Raw genomic sequence first — 15,671 nt, forward strand, 5'->3', positions numbered from 1 at the left:
TTTACGTTTCGCTATCCGTGAAGGTGGCCGTACAGTTGGTGCTGGTGTTGTAGCTAAAATTATCGCGTAATAGCGACTTTAGTGAACACTGAAAAAGGAAGCTTCGGCTTCCTTTTTTGTTTTTAGGAAAAAAATATCGATTAATTGTTTTTTTTACCTAAATTGTTACGCTAACTTTACCTGTATTGTTGCGAACAAAGCTGAATAAGAATACAATCTATGGCCGATTTTTGACCCTGTGCTTATGCATTTTCTGGGAAAGCTCGGAAATGCGGATTTGGTAAATATGTTGTTTACCAAGCTAAGCTCAGGTCGTAGTGAGTAACGGAATTAACCGATGACAACAAATACTGAAAACCAGAGTAATTCTTTGGATATCGTTAAGTGGGGCGTAGCAGCATTGCTAATCGCTGCTGCTGTTATAGGCAATCAATTTTACGCAGATGCAAATGTTGTGGCTCGTGTTGCTGGGGTAATTATTGCCTTTGCTATTGCAGGTGTTATCGCATTGCAAACTATCAAGGGTAAGCAAGCATTATCTTTTGCCCGTGAAGCACACATTGAAGTGCGTAAAGTAGTATGGCCAACTCGCCAAGAGGCGCTAAACACTACATTTATTGTACTTGCAGCAACCGCTGTAGTAGCACTGATCCTTTGGGGATTAGATGCGGTATTATTACGAGTAGTCAATTTAATTACTGGCGTATAGGCATCTAAAAATGACTGAAGCTACAGAAGCAAAAAAAAGATGGTATGTAATTCAAGCCTTTTCAGGCTATGAAGGTCGTGTGCTTAAAACACTGCTTGAACATATCAAAATGCATAACATGGAAAGCTACTTTGGTGAGATTTTAGTTCCTACTGAAGAAGTCGTCGAAATGCGTGCAGGTCAACGTCGTAAGAGTGAACGTAAGTTTTTTCCTGGTTACGTATTAGTCCAAATGGAAATGAACGATGACAGCTGGCACTTAGTAAAGAGCATTCCACGCGTAATGGGCTTTATTGGTGGAACCTCAGATCGTCCAGCGCCAATTTCTGACAAAGAAGCTAATGCTATTCTTCAGCGTCTACAAGATACCATTGAGTCTCCGACTCATCGTGTTATGTACGAACCTGGTGAAGTTGTCCGTGTTTGTGATGGTCCATTTGCTGACTTTAACGGCACTATTGAAGAAGTTGATTACGACAAAAACCGCGTAAAGGTTTCTGTTATGATTTTCGGTCGTTCAACACCAGTAGAGTTAGATTTTAATCAAGTTGAAAAGAGCTGATTAAAATAACTACAAATATATATTGTTTGCGGGTGCGTATTTTAATATAATTCGCACCCGTTGTTTTCAGGGGAGCAAATTGGCATGTCGCCGAGATGCGTTTGAACCCAAATAGAGGAAATGTCGACATGGCAAAGAAAATTGAAGCTTATATTAAGCTACAAGTAGCAGCCGGTGCTGCAAACCCGTCTCCACCAGTTGGTCCTGCTTTAGGTCAAAAAGGTGTGAACATCATGGAATTCTGTAAAGCATTCAACGCTCGTACTGAAAAGTTCGAGAAAGGTATGCCAATCCCTGTTGTTATCACTGTATATAACGACCGTTCTTTCACTTTTGAAACTAAGACTCCACCTGCGTCTTTCCTACTGCTTAAAGCAGCTGGTCTGAAATCAGGTTCTGGCCGTCCTAACACTCAAAAAGTAGGAACTATCAAGCGTAGCGCAGTTCAGGAAATCGCTGAAACTAAAGCAGCTGATATGACTGGTGCTGACATTGAAGCGATGACTCGCTCAATTGAAGGTACTGCACGTTCAATGGGTTTGGTAGTAGAGGACTAATATAATGGCAAAGCTAACTAAGCGCGCTCGCGTAATCCGCGAAAAAGTTGATGCAACTAAACAGTACGACATCAACGAAGCAGTAGCACTTTTAAAAGAACTAGCAACTGCTAAGTTCGTAGAAAGTGTTGACGTAGCTGTTAACCTTGGTATCGATCCTCGTAAATCAGACCAAAACGTGCGTGGTGCTACTGTACTACCACACGGTACTGGTCGTGACGTTCGTGTTGCTGTATTCACTCAAGGTGCAAACGCTGAAGCTGCTAAAGCTGCAGGCGCAGAACTAGTGGGTATGGAAGATTTAGCTGAACAAGTTAAAGCTGGCGAAATGAACTTTGACGTTGTTATCGCATCACCAGACGCAATGCGCGTTGTTGGTATGTTAGGTCAGATCTTAGGCCCACGTGGTTTAATGCCTAACCCTAAAACTGGTACTGTAACGCCTAACGTTGCAGAAGCAGTTAAGAATGCTAAAGCTGGTCAAGTTCGTTACCGCAACGACAAGAACGGTATTATCCACACTACTATCGGTAAAGTGGATTTCACTGTTGAACAGTTAAAAGACAACTTAGAATCGTTAGTGTCTGCACTGAAAAAGGCTAAGCCTGCAGTTGCAAAAGGCATTTACGTGAAAAAAGTTAGCATCTCTACCACTATGGGTGCAGGTGTGACTGTTGACCAAGCTAGCTTGGAAGACATTAAGTAATTTTACAAAATGCGCGCACTAGTCTATAATGCGCGCACTTTGTGGGTTGAAGCTCCTTTTACCTAACTTTTGCCTAATTATTTAGGTTTGTTGGTTAATAGATGAGCTTCCGTCCAAGACCGCAGGTGTCAATCGTAAGGTTCACTTAATTTCCTGCGTAGACGGTGTCAGGCCCCAGCTAAATTTTTTTACTGGAATATCTGCACCGTAAGTAACTAAGCACATGTTGTGCTTAGTTTGGTAAATTCTAGGGGTATTCCCTAGGTAGAATCCAGGAGTAAAGCCAATGGCATTAAGACTCGAAGACAAAAAGGCAATTGTTGCTGAAGTCAACGAAGCTGCCAAAGGTGCACTTTCTGCAGTTGCCGCTGATTCACGTGGCGTAACTGTAGGTGCTATGACTGTTTTGCGTAAAACAGCTCGCGCTAATGGTGTTTATGTACGTGTAGTACGTAACACTCTAGCTCGTCGCGCTGTTCAAGGTACTGCTTTTGAGTGCCTAGCCGAAACTTTCACTGGCCCAACTTTACTAGCTTTCTCTACTGAGCACCCAGGTGCTGCAGCGCGTCTTTTAAAAGATTTCGCTAAAGAACAAGCTAAGTTTGAAGTTAAAGGTGCAGCTTTCGAAGGGGAATTTATCCCTGCAGCTGATATTGATCGTTTAGCGAAACTACCAACATACAACGAAGCACTAGCTCAGTTAATGATGACTATGAAAGAAGCATCTGCTGGCAAGTTCGTTCGTACATTGGCCGCCCTTCGCGATCAAAAACAAGACGCCGCTTAATTTTAAGTCGGCCGCTTAATCAAATTGAATTCAGAACAATAGGAAATATTTCTTATGTCTATCACTAAAGACCAAATGTTAGAAGCTTTTGCAGCAATGTCTGTAATGGAAGTTGTTGAACTAATCGAAGCTATGGAAGAGAAATTCGGCGTTTCTGCTGCTGCTGCAGTAGTTTCTGGCGGCGGCGATGCTGGTGCAGCTGCTGAAGAACAAACAGAATTCGACGTAGTTCTTACTTCACACGGCGACAACAAAGTAGCTGTTATTAAAGCTCTTCGTGGCGCTACAGGTCTAGGCCTGAAAGAAGCTAAGACTATGGCTGAATCTTCGCCAATCGCTGTTAAAGAAGCGATCAGCAAAGAAGAAGCTGAAGCTCTTAAAGCTGAATTAGAAGCAGCTGGTGCTTCTGTTGAAATCAAGTAAGCTATAGCTTACTTGCTCACCCAAGTAATTGGGTGAAGGCTGGCGGTTTTTTAACCGTCGGCCTTTTTTGCGCTCTATGCGCAGGCGATTTTTATTCACCGTTTGTCGCCAGTTTTAGCAGTCCCTAGCAGAGATTACTGGTTAGGTTCTTGCCATCAACGGTGATGGGCAAACGTGCTGATTTAATTATATTATTTCAGTCTTGGTCACATCTCGTAAGCAGAGGAAACCCATGGTTTACTCCTATTCTGAAAAGAAGCGTATTCGCAAAGACTTTGGTAAGCGTCCAAAAGTTTTGGACATCCCTTATTTATTGTCTATCCAGTTAGACTCTTTTAAGAAGTTCACCGATCAAGACCCTACGGGTGAGCGTGGCTTAGAAGCTGCATTCCGTAGCGTTTTTCCTATCAAGAGCTTTTCTGGCTATTCTGAGCTGCAATATGTCAGCTATAAGCTAGGTGAGCCAGTTTTTGATGTGAAAGAATGTCAGATCCGCGGTGTTACTTATTCAGCACCACTTCGCGTTAAATTACGCATGGTGTTGTTTGACCGTGAAGCTGCTGCTGGCACTGTTAAAGACATTAAAGAACAAGAAGTCTACATGGGTGATATCCCATTGATGACTGATAACGGTACTTTTGTTATCAACGGTACTGAGCGTGTTATTGTTTCTCAGTTACACCGTTCTCCTGGCGTATTCTTTGATCATGACCGTGGTAAAACCCACTCTTCAGGTAAGGTGCTGTATAACGCACGTATTATTCCTTACCGTGGTTCATGGCTTGATTTTGAATTCGATCCTAAAGATGCTTTATTCGTCCGTATTGACCGTCGTCGTAAATTACCGGCAACGATTATTTTACGTGCGCTTGAATATTCTACTCAAGACATCCTAGATTTATTCTTCGAACGTATTGAGTTTAAGATCAAGAAAGATTCACTTGTAATGGCACTCGTGCCTGACCGTTTACGCGGCGAAACAGCAAGTTATGACATTAAAGATGCTGAAGGCGCTTTATTAGTTGAAGCTGGTCGTCGTATTACTGCGCGTCACATCAAGCAACTTGAAAAAACCAACACAACTGAGCTTGAAGTGCCAGTTGAATATATCGTTGGTAAGTACGCTGCACAAGACTATATCGATGAAGATACAGGTGAAGTATTAGTTACTGCTAACAGCGAAATTACCTTAGAAGATTTAGCTAAGTTATCTCTTGCTGGCATTAAGAACATTGATACTTTATTTATCAATGATCTTGATCACGGTGCTTATATTGCCGACACATTGCGTATTGATTCTACAACTAACCGCTTAGAAGCATTAGTTGAGATTTATCGCATGATGCGTCCTGGCGAGCCACCAACCAAAGATGCAGCAGAAGGTTTATTCCAAAACCTATTCTTCAGTGAAGAACGTTATGACTTATCTAAAGTAGGTCGTATGAAGTTTAACCGTCGTCTTGAGATTGCTGAAGACGAAGGAAGCGGTGTGTTGTCTAAAGAAGACATCGTATCGGTAATGAAGAAAATCATCGAAATCCGTAACGGCTATGATGAAGTCGACGATATTGACCACTTAGGTAACCGTCGTATTCGTAGTGTTGGTGAGATGGCTGAAAACCAATTCCGTGTTGGTTTGGTCCGTGTTGAACGTGCAGTTCGTGAACGTCTATCTTTAGGCGATTTAAACGAGCTTATGCCTCAAGACTTAATTAACGCGAAGCCAATTTCTGCGGCAGTGAAAGAATTCTTTGGTTCTTCACAGTTGTCTCAGTTTATGGATCAAAACAACCCGCTATCAGAAGTAACGCATAAGCGTCGTATTTCTGCACTTGGCCCTGGTGGTTTGACTCGTGAACGTGCTGGCTTCGAAGTTCGTGACGTACATCCAACTCACTATGGTCGTTTATGTCCAATTGAGACCCCAGAGGGTCCAAACATTGGTCTAATCAACTCGCTAGCAAGTTTTGCACGCACTAACTCTTATGGTTTCTTAGAAACACCTTACCGTAAGGTAGTTGAAGGTGTGATTACTGATGAAGTTGAATACTTGTCAGCAATCGAAGAAGGCCGTTATGTTATTGCTCAGGCAAACATTGAAGTTGATGCAGATGGCCGTATGGTTGAAGAGCAGATTGCTTGTCGTCACAAAGGTGAATCTACCTTTATGCGCGCTGCTGATGTTCAATATATGGATGTATCACCACAACAGATTATTTCTGTTGCGGCATCACTTATTCCATTCTTAGAACACGATGATGCTAACCGTGCATTGATGGGTGCGAACATGCAACGTCAAGCGGTTCCAACTTTACGTGCAGATAAGCCGTTAGTTGGTACAGGTATCGAACGCACTCTAGCTGTTGATTCTGGCGTTGTTGTAGTTGCTAAACGTGGTGGTGTGGTTGATTATGTCGATGCAAGTCGAATTGTAATTAAAGTAAATGAAGACGAGCTACGCGCAGGCGAAGCGGGCATCGACATTTATAACCTAACTAAATATACCCGTTCAAACCAAAACACCTGTATTAACCAACGTCCTGTTTGTTTCGTTGGTGAGCCTGTGGTTCGTGGTGACGTACTTGCTGATGGACCATCTACCGATTTAGGTGATTTGGCCCTTGGTCAAAACATGCGTATCGCGTTCATGCCTTGGAACGGTTATAACTTCGAAGATTCGATCTTAATTTCTGAGCGCGTAGCGCAAGAAGATCGTTTCACTACTATCCATATCCAAGAGCTTTCTTGTATTGCTCGTGATACTAAATTGGGTAGCGAAGAAATCACTGCTGATATTCCAAACGTAGGTGAATCTGCTTTATCTAAACTAGATGAGTCAGGTATCGTTTATATTGGTGCAGAAGTGAAGGGTGGCGACATTCTCGTGGGTAAAGTGACGCCTAAAGGCGAAACACAATTAACCCCAGAAGAGAAACTGCTCCGAGCTATTTTTGGTGAAAAAGCCTCTGATGTTAAGGACAGCTCATTACGTGTTCCTAACTCAGTGAAAGGCACCATCATCGACGTTCAGGTATTTACCCGTGACGGCGTTGAGAAAGACAAGCGTGCGCTTGAAATCGAAGAAATGCATGTACGTCAAGCTCGTAAAGACTTAGGCGAAGAGTTCAAAATCCTTGAAGAAGGTGTATTGAGCCGTGCACGTAACTTGTTACTGTCAGTGGGTTATTCTGAAGCTAAATTAGCTGAAATCCCACGTAAAGACGTATTAATTCAAGTTATCGACGATGAAACTAAACAAACTGAATTAGAGCAGTTAGCTGAACAGCACGAAGAGCTAAAAGCTGACTTTGATAAGAAGTTTGAAATCAAGCGTCGCAAGATCACCCAAGGTGATGACTTGGCACCAGGAGTACTGAAGATTGTTAAGGTTTACCTAGCAGTTAAACGTACTATTCAACCAGGTGATAAAATGGCTGGTCGTCATGGTAACAAAGGTGTTATCTCGAAGATCTGTCCAATCGAAGACATGCCATACGATGAAGAAGGTAATCCTGTAGACATCGTACTTAACCCATTGGGCGTACCATCGCGTATGAACATCGGTCAGGTACTTGAAGTTCACATGGGTGCTGCAGCTAAAGGTATCGGTAACAAGATTACCGCTATGCTTGAAGAGCAGCGTGAAGTTGCCGAACTTCGTAACTACATCAAACAAGTTTACGACCTAGGTGACGACGTGCTACAGCGTGTTGACATTGAATCGTTCACTGATGATGAAGTTGTGCGCTTGGCGACTCACCTTAAAGGTGGCGTGCCAATTGCTACACCAGCATTCGACGGTGCTAAAGAGAAAGAGATCAAGCAAATGCTTGCTCTTGCAGGCTTACCTGAGTCTGGCCAGTTAACATTATGTGACGGCCGTACCGGTAACGAGTTTGAGCGTAAAGTAACCGTTGGTTACATGTACATGCTCAAACTGAACCACTTAGTTGATGACAAGATGCACGCCCGTTCTACCGGTTCGTACAGCTTAGTCACTCAACAACCATTGGGCGGTAAAGCTCAGTTTGGTGGTCAGCGTTTCGGTGAGATGGAAGTGTGGGCACTTGAAGCATACGGTGCTGCTTATACTCTACAAGAAATGCTAACAGTTAAGTCAGATGACGTTAACGGTCGTACTCAGATGTATAAAAACATCGTCGACGGTAACCATCAGATGCAACCAGGCATGCCTGAGTCTTTCAACGTATTGTTGAAGGAAATCCGTTCACTTGGTATTAATATCGAGTTGGACCAAGAGTAAGCATCGCACTTAAGCAATGTTTGGTAACCAAGGGTGCTTTGCATCAGCAAAGCACCTGGTTTAACTCCTTCAGGAGAGAAACGTGAAAGACTTATTAAAGTTTCTTAAACAGCAAAGTAAGACTGAAGAATTTAACGGAATTAAAATTGGTTTGGCCTCGCCAGATCTAATCCGTTCTTGGTCTTTTGGTGAAGTAAAGAAGCCAGAAACCATTAACTACCGTACATTCAAACCTGAACGTGAAGGTTTGTTCTGTGCGCGTATCTTTGGTCCGGTTAAAGATTACGAATGTTTGTGTGGTAAATACAAACGCTTAAAGCACCGCGGTGTGATTTGTGAAAAGTGTGGCGTTGAAGTTACCCAGACTAAAGTGCGTCGTGAGCGCATGGGTCACATTGAATTGGCTAGTCCAGTTGCACACATTTGGTTCTTAAAATCACTTCCATCTCGTATCGGCTTAATGCTGGATATGACGTTGCGTGATATTGAACGCGTATTGTACTTCGAATCATTTGTTGTTATCGAGCCAGGCATGACCACGCTTGAGCGCGGACAAATGTTGACCGAAGAAACGTATCTTGATGCGTTAGAAGAATACGGTGATGAGTTTGAAGCTAAGATGGGTGCAGAAGCAGTTCTTGAATTGCTACGGGCTATCAACTTAGAAGAACAGATCGAACAAATGCGTGAAGAGTTGCCTTCAATTAACTCTGAAACCCGTCGCAAGAAGGTCACTAAGCGCCTTAAGCTGATGGAAGCATTCTTCACATCTGGCAACAAGCCAGAGTGGATGATCTTAAAAGTATTACCGGTTCTTCCACCTGATCTACGTCCATTAGTGCCGTTAGACGGTGGCCGTTTCGCGACGTCGGATCTTAACGATCTATACCGCCGCGTTATTAACCGTAACAACCGCTTAAAGCGTCTGTTAGATTTAGCTGCGCCTGACATTATCGTACGTAACGAAAAACGTATGTTACAAGAGTCAGTTGATGCGCTATTAGATAACGGTCGTCGCGGTCGTGCCATTACCGGTTCTAACAAGCGTCCGCTTAAATCTCTTGCTGATATGATCAAGGGTAAGCAAGGTCGTTTCCGTCAGAACTTACTTGGTAAGCGTGTTGACTATTCAGGCCGTTCGGTAATTACCGTAGGTCCTACTTTACGTCTGCATCAGTGTGGTCTTCCTAAGAAGATGGCACTTGAGCTATTTAAACCATTTATTTACGGCAAATTAGAAGCGCGTGGTTTAGCGACGACGATTAAAGCTGCTAAGAAAATGGTTGAACGCGAACAGGCTGAAGTATGGGATGTGTTAGACGAAGTGATTCGTGAACATCCAGTAATGCTTAACCGTGCACCAACACTTCACAGACTAGGTATTCAAGCATTTGAACCTGTTCTGATTGAAGGTAAAGCAATTCAATTGCATCCGTTAGTATGTGCGGCATATAACGCCGACTTCGACGGTGACCAAATGGCGGTTCACGTTCCATTGACGCTTGAAGCTCAGTTAGAAGCTCGTGCGCTAATGATGTCAACCAACAACATTTTGTCACCAGCTAACGGTGAACCTGTAATTACTCCGTCTCAGGACGTTGTATTAGGTTTGTATTACACCAGTCGTGAGCGTATTAACGGTCGCGGTGAAGGCATGGTTTTCTCTGACGTTTCAGAAGTTGAGAAAGCATACGCTACAGGTGTTGCTGAACTACATGCTCGCGTTAAGGTTCGTATTACTGAAACGCACATTGCAGAAGATGGCGAAAGAACAAAAGCAACTCGTATCATCGATACTACTGTTGGTCGTGCTCTTTTATCGTTAATTCTGCCTGAAGGTTTATCGTATGATCTGGTTAACCAGAACATGGGTAAGAAGCAGATCTCTAAACTATTGAACACGTGTTATCGTCAGCTAGGTCTTAAAGATACTGTAATCTTTGCTGACCAATTGATGTATACCGGTTTCCGTTTTGCAACCATTTCTGGTGCCTCTGTTGGTATCGATGATATGGTTATTCCAGACGAGAAATACACCTTAGTCGCTGACGCTGAAGCTGAAGTTCTTGAAATTCAAGAGCAGTTCCAGTCAGGTCTTGTTACTGCCGGTGAGCGTTACAACAAAGTTATTGATATCTGGGCATCAGCCAACGAAAAAGTATCTAAAGCGATGATGGAAAACCTGTCAACTGAGACAGTGATTAACCGTGATGGCGTTGAAGAGAAACAAGCATCGTTTAACAGCATCTATATGATGGCTGACTCGGGCGCTCGTGGTAGTGCTGCACAGATCCGTCAGTTGGCGGGTATGCGTGGTTTGATGGCGAAACCAGATGGTTCTATCATCGAAACTCCAATTACAGCTAACTTCCGTGAAGGTCTAAACGTACTACAGTACTTTATTTCTACTCACGGCGCGCGTAAAGGTCTTGCCGATACTGCATTGAAGACCGCTAACTCGGGTTACTTAACTCGTCGTTTAGTAGACGTAGCACAAGACTTAGTTGTTATTGAAGATGACTGTGGTGTTGAACATGGTCTAACAATGAAACCGCTTATTGAAGGTGGTGATGTTGTTGAGCCATTACGTGAACGTGTTTTAGGTCGTGTTGTTGCTCTAGACGTAATGAAGCCAGGTACAGACGAAGTACTTGCTCCACGCAACACGCTTCTTGATGAAGCATGGTGTAATACGTTAGAAGAGCACAGTATTGACGAAGTGATTGTACGTTCTGTAATTACCTGTGAAACAGACTTCGGTGTGTGTGCAGCGTGTTATGGTCGTGACTTAGCTCGTGGTCATATTATTAACCACGGTGAAGCTATTGGTGTTGTTGCTGCGCAATCAATTGGTGAACCTGGTACACAGCTAACCATGCGTACGTTCCACATTGGTGGAGCAGCATCTCGAGCTTCTGCAGAAAACAACGTTCAAGTTAAGAACGCGGGTTCTCTGAAGTTACACAATGCTAAACATGTATCTAACATCGACGGTAAGCTAGTTATCGTGTCGCGTTCTTCTGAGTTAGCCATCATTGATGAGTTAGGTCGTGAGAAAGAGCGTTATAAAGTACCTTACGGTACCGTGTTAGAGAAATTGGAAGACAGTGAAGTTGCAGCAGGCGATATCATCGCTAACTGGGATCCACATACTCACCCAATTATCTCTGAAGTAGCCGGTAGCGTTAAGTTCGTTGACATGATTGACGGCGTAACCATGACACGTCAAACAGACGAGTTAACTGGTTTGTCATCTGTTGTAGTTTTAGAGATTGGTGCGCGTACTTCTGCAGGTAAAGAATTACGTCCAGCAATTCGTTTAGTTGATGCTGATGGTAATGACTTAATGATCCCTGGTACTGAAGTACCAGCTCAGTATTTCTTACCGGGTAACGCGATTGTGTCGAAAGACGATAACGCGAAAATCAACGTTGGTGACGCATTAGCACGTATTCCACAAGAATCGTCTAAAACTCGCGACATCACCGGTGGTCTTCCACGTGTTGCTGACTTATTCGAAGCGCGTAAGCCAAAAGAGCCAGCAATTCTTGCTGAAATCTCTGGTACTATCTCGTTCGGTAAAGAGACTAAAGGTAAGCGTCGTCTAGTGATTACCCCTGCTGATGGCGGCGATCATTATGAAGAGATGATCCCTAAGTGGCGTAACTTGAACGTGTTCGAAGGTGAAAAAGTCGAACGTGGTGAAGTTATTGCTGACGGTCCAGAAGCGGCACATGACATCTTACGTCTTCGTGGTATCCACAACGTAGCAAACTACATTGTGAACGAAGTACAGGACGTTTATCGTCTACAGGGCGTTAAGATCAACGACAAGCACATCGAAGTTATCATCCGTCAAATGCTGCGTAAGTGTTTAATTAGCACTGCAGGTGACAGTGATTTCTTAGCTGGCGAACAAGTTGAAGTATCGCGCGTTAAGATTGCTAACCGTGAGCTAATTGCTCAAGGTAAGGCACCTGCTACGTTCGAACGTGAATTACTGGGTATTACCAAAGCATCTTTGGCTACTGAGTCATTCATATCAGCAGCGTCGTTCCAGGAAACAACTCGTGTGTTAACTGAAGCTGCCGTTGGTGGTAAGAGCGATCCATTACGTGGTCTGAAAGAAAACGTAATCGTTGGCCGTTTGATCCCTGCTGGTACCGGTTATGCTTACCACAAAACTCGCAATGAAGAACGTGCTAAAGCAGCAAGTTCGAAAGGCAAAGTGGAAGCAACAACAGTCACAGCAAGCGAAGCTGAACAGAACCTAGCAGATTTACTAAACTTGGCTGGTAGCCAAGATTAAGTTAGTGTTTTGTTAAAAAAAGGCGCCAATGGCGCCTTTTTTATTGGAATTTGCATGAAAAGTTGGCTATTTCTTGACAGATAGCCATTACCTTTCTAAAATTCCGCGTCCCATCATTGTGGGATATAGATTTTTCACACCTAATTGTTGAGTTTAAATCAACTGTCGGAGCTATACATGGCAACTGTAAACCAGTTGGTACGTAAGCCACGCGCGCCAAAAGTCGAAAAGACTAATGTGCCTGCGTTGAACAGTGTAATCCTAATCCGTGGTGGTCGTGTTAAAGACTTACCTGGTGTGCGTTACCACACTGTTCGTGGCGCATTAGACTGTGCTGGCGTGACTTCACGTCGCCAAGGCCGTTCTAAGTACGGTGCTAAGCGTCCTAAGTCTTAACGTATCCCGTTTAAGTAAGGCCAAGCTAGTATTTATTTGACATTCCAGTTTTGGAAATACCTGAAGCATACGGAGAATTGATATGCCAAGACGTCGCGTTGTAGGACAACGTAAAATCCTACCAGATCCAAAGTTTCACAGTGAGTTGTTGGCTAAGTTCATCAACGTCATTATGCAGGACGGCAAAAAGTCGACTGCAGAAAAAATTATCTACAAGGCGTTAGATGTTGTCGCTGAAAAGAAAAGCGAAAACCATTTAACTATCCTTGAAGCAGCTCTTGATAACGTTCGCCCTTCAGTCGAGGTTAAATCTCGTCGTGTTGGTGGTTCAACGTATCAAGTACCATGTGAAGTTCGTCCAGTGCGTCGTAACGCACTAGCGATGCGCTGGTTAGTTGAAGCTGCTCGCAAGCGTGGTGAAAAATCTATGGCTCTACGTCTAGCAGGTGAAATGCTAGATGCGTCTGAAAACAAAGGTACTGCTGTTAAGAAGCGTGAAGACGTGCATCGCATGGCTGAAGCTAACAAAGCCTTTGCTCATTACCGTTGGTAATATAATGGGGCGGGCTTTGGCCCGCTCCATATTGTTGATATTGCTAAAACCAAAAGTTTTAGCTGAGAGGGTATAAATAGTGGCTCGTACAACCCCAATTGAGCGTTATCGTAATATCGGTATTGTTGCTCATGTGGATGCAGGTAAAACTACCACAACAGAACGTGTTCTGTTCTATACCGGTATGTCTCATAAAATCGGTGAGGTGCATGACGGCGCTGCCACGACTGATTGGATGGTACAAGAGCAAGAACGTGGTATTACTATCACTTCTGCTGCTGTAACAACCTTTTGGCGCGGTATGGAAGCTCAATTTGCTGAACACCGAATTAATATCATCGATACCCCAGGTCACGTAGACTTCACCATTGAAGTCGAGCGTTCATTACGCGTATTAGATGGAGCTGTAGTTGTATTCTGTGGCTCTTCAGGCGTTGAACCGCAATCTGAAACCGTATGGCGTCAAGCTGACAAGTACCACGTTCCGCGTATGGTGTTTGTTAACAAGATGGACCGTGCAGGTGCAGATTTTGACCGAGTAATAAAACAAATCCGTAATCGCCTTGGAGCGACTTGTGTACCAATTCAATTAAATATTGGTGCAGAAGAAAACTTCAAGGGTGTTATTGATTTAATTAAGATGAAAGCCATTAACTGGTCTGAATCAGATCAGGGAATGACATTCACTTATGAAGACATTCCTGCAGATCTCGCAGCAAAAGCTGCCGATATGCATGAGTATCTCGTGGAAGCAGCTGCTGAAGCCTCAGATGAGCTGATGAACAAATACCTTGAAGAAGGTGAGTTATCAGAAGCTGAGATTAAAGCAGCCCTGCGTCAGCGCACAATTAACAACGAGATCGTACTCGCAACCTGTGGTTCTGCATTTAAGAACAAAGGCGTGCAGGCGGTTCTTGATGCGGTTGTCGACTTCTTACCAGCGCCAATTGATGTACCTGCAATTAAAGGTATTGATGAAGACGAAAATGAAGTTGAACGCCCGTCTGATGATAATGCGCCATTTGCTGCATTAGCATTTAAAATTGCGACTGATCCATTTGTTGGAACACTTACCTTTATCCGTGTATATTCCGGTGTACTTGAGACAGGCTCGGGCGTTTATAATTCTGTTAAACAGAAACGTGAACGTATTGGTCGAATGGTGCAAATGCACGCTAACGACCGTACCGAACTAAAAGAAGTACGTGCAGGTGATATAGCAGCGGCTATAGGTCTAAAAGATGTTACGACCGGTGATACTCTTTGCGATAATGATCACAAAGTGATTCTTGAACGCATGGAGTTCCCAGAACCCGTGATTACCATCGCCGTTGAGCCTCGCTCGAAAGCTGACCAGGACAAAATGGGGATTGCGCTGCAAAAATTAGCAGCAGAAGATCCATCGTTCCGTGTCGAAACTAACGAAGAATCAGCTCAAACACTAATATCAGGAATGGGTGAGCTACACTTGGATATTATCGTCGACCGAATGCGTCGCGAATTCAGTGTGGAGTGTAACGTTGGTAAACCTCAGGTTGCCTATCGTGAAACTATCCGTTCGAAAGTAGAAGTGGAAGGTAAGTTCGTACGCCAATCTGGCGGACGTGGTCAGTTTGGTCATGTTTGGCTAAGACTTGAACCACTCGAAGAGGGTGCGGGCTATGAGTTTGTCAATGAAGTCGTTGGTGGTGTTATTCCTCGCGAATACATACCAGCCGTTGACAAAGGTATTCAGGAACAGATGAAAAACGGCGTATTAGCTGGTTATCCTGTTCTTGATGTGAAGGTCACATTATTTGACGGTTCATATCATGATGTGGACTCGAATGAAATGGCGTTCAAAATTGCAGGTTCAATGGGCTTCAAACAGGGGGCGCTAGAAGCAAACCCAGCGTTGCTCGAACCTTGTATGAAAGTAGAAGTCACTACACCTGAAAATTATATGGGCGATGTTGTTGGTGACTTAAACCGACGTCGTGGCATAATCGAAGGTATGGACGATGGCATCGCAGGTGTTAAACTTGTTCATGCTGTAGTGCCTCTATCTGAAATGTTTGGTTATGCAACTGATTTGCGCTCTGCATCTCAGGGTCGTGCTTCTTACTCTATGGAGTTTTATAAGTACGTAGATGCACCGCAAAACATTGCAAAAGCGATTATAGAATCTCGTAACTAATATCGGTTACGGCATCAATGTTATATTGCTCGAATTAATCGAGCACTTCTGAAAAGAAAGGAATTTATCGTGGCAAAAGCTAAATTTGAACGTAAAAAGCCTCACGTAAACGTAGGCACCATCGGTCACGTTGACCATGGTAAAACAACTCTTACAGCAGCTATTTCAGCTGTATTGTCTAAGACTTATGGTGGTGAAGCTCGTAACTTCGCACAAATCGATAACGCTC

The 15,671-nt window shown here is 43.6% G+C and carries 13 protein-coding genes; all 13 read left to right on the forward strand.

The features are described from left to right. Positions 1–70, forward strand: a 70-nt coding sequence (locus IEY40_RS19655; RefSeq protein WP_198552046.1) for an EF-Tu C-terminal domain-related protein, incomplete at its 5' end; no start/stop codon positions are given. A gap of 267 nt (positions 71–337) precedes the next feature. Further along, on the forward strand, positions 338–709 hold the full coding sequence (gene secE, locus IEY40_RS19660; protein WP_160056469.1) for a preprotein translocase subunit SecE: 372 nt from the start codon (positions 338–340) through the stop codon (positions 707–709). Between the two features lie 10 nt (positions 710–719). After that, positions 720–1,271, forward strand: coding sequence for a transcription termination/antitermination protein NusG (gene nusG, locus IEY40_RS19665; RefSeq protein ID WP_160056467.1), 552 nt, complete (start codon positions 720–722; stop codon positions 1,269–1,271). Positions 1,272–1,399: 128 nt separating this feature from the next. After that, positions 1,400–1,828 (forward strand): 50S ribosomal protein L11, encoded by a 429-nt coding sequence (gene rplK, locus IEY40_RS19670; protein WP_160056465.1) that lies wholly within the window; start codon positions 1,400–1,402, stop codon positions 1,826–1,828. 4 nt (positions 1,829–1,832) lie between these two features. Then, positions 1,833–2,534 carry a 50S ribosomal protein L1 gene (gene rplA, locus IEY40_RS19675; RefSeq protein ID WP_188959277.1) on the forward strand — a complete coding sequence of 234 codons (702 nt, stop codon included), beginning with the start codon at positions 1,833–1,835 and terminating at the stop codon, positions 2,532–2,534. A gap of 286 nt (positions 2,535–2,820) precedes the next feature. Then, entirely contained in the window at positions 2,821–3,321 is a 501-nt protein-coding gene (gene rplJ / locus IEY40_RS19680) for a 50S ribosomal protein L10 (RefSeq protein WP_160056461.1), read from the forward strand. Between the two features lie 54 nt (positions 3,322–3,375). Then, complete coding sequence (rplL, locus tag IEY40_RS19685; protein WP_160056459.1) at positions 3,376–3,744, forward strand: 50S ribosomal protein L7/L12; 369 nt, start codon at positions 3,376–3,378, stop codon at positions 3,742–3,744. A gap of 232 nt (positions 3,745–3,976) precedes the next feature. Further along, positions 3,977–8,008 carry a DNA-directed RNA polymerase subunit beta gene (rpoB, locus tag IEY40_RS19690; RefSeq protein WP_188959278.1) on the forward strand — a complete coding sequence of 1,344 codons (4,032 nt, stop codon included), beginning with the start codon at positions 3,977–3,979 and terminating at the stop codon, positions 8,006–8,008. A gap of 82 nt (positions 8,009–8,090) precedes the next feature. Beyond that, entirely contained in the window at positions 8,091–12,317 is a 4,227-nt protein-coding gene (gene rpoC / locus IEY40_RS19695) for a DNA-directed RNA polymerase subunit beta' (RefSeq protein WP_188959280.1), read from the forward strand. A 177-nt stretch (positions 12,318–12,494) separates the two neighbouring features. Further along, the gene (locus IEY40_RS19700) at positions 12,495–12,713 is read left to right on the forward strand and encodes an uS12 family ribosomal protein (protein WP_188959282.1); all 219 of its coding nucleotides are present in this window, start codon (positions 12,495–12,497) and stop codon (positions 12,711–12,713) included. Between the two features lie 82 nt (positions 12,714–12,795). Then, on the forward strand, positions 12,796–13,266 hold the full coding sequence (rpsG, locus tag IEY40_RS19705; protein ID WP_160056453.1) for a 30S ribosomal protein S7: 471 nt from the start codon (positions 12,796–12,798) through the stop codon (positions 13,264–13,266). A gap of 79 nt (positions 13,267–13,345) precedes the next feature. After that, positions 13,346–15,442: an elongation factor G gene (gene fusA, locus IEY40_RS19710; protein WP_188959284.1), complete on the forward strand. Its 2,097-nt coding sequence runs from the start codon at positions 13,346–13,348 to the stop codon at positions 15,440–15,442. A 69-nt stretch (positions 15,443–15,511) separates the two neighbouring features. After that, positions 15,512–15,671 (forward strand): GTP-binding protein (locus tag IEY40_RS19715; protein WP_229777175.1); only part of this gene is annotated, 160 nt, incomplete at its 3' end.

The organism is Shewanella ulleungensis, from assembly GCF_014648315.1.
GTDB classification, from domain to species: domain Bacteria; phylum Pseudomonadota; class Gammaproteobacteria; order Enterobacterales; family Shewanellaceae; genus Shewanella; species Shewanella ulleungensis.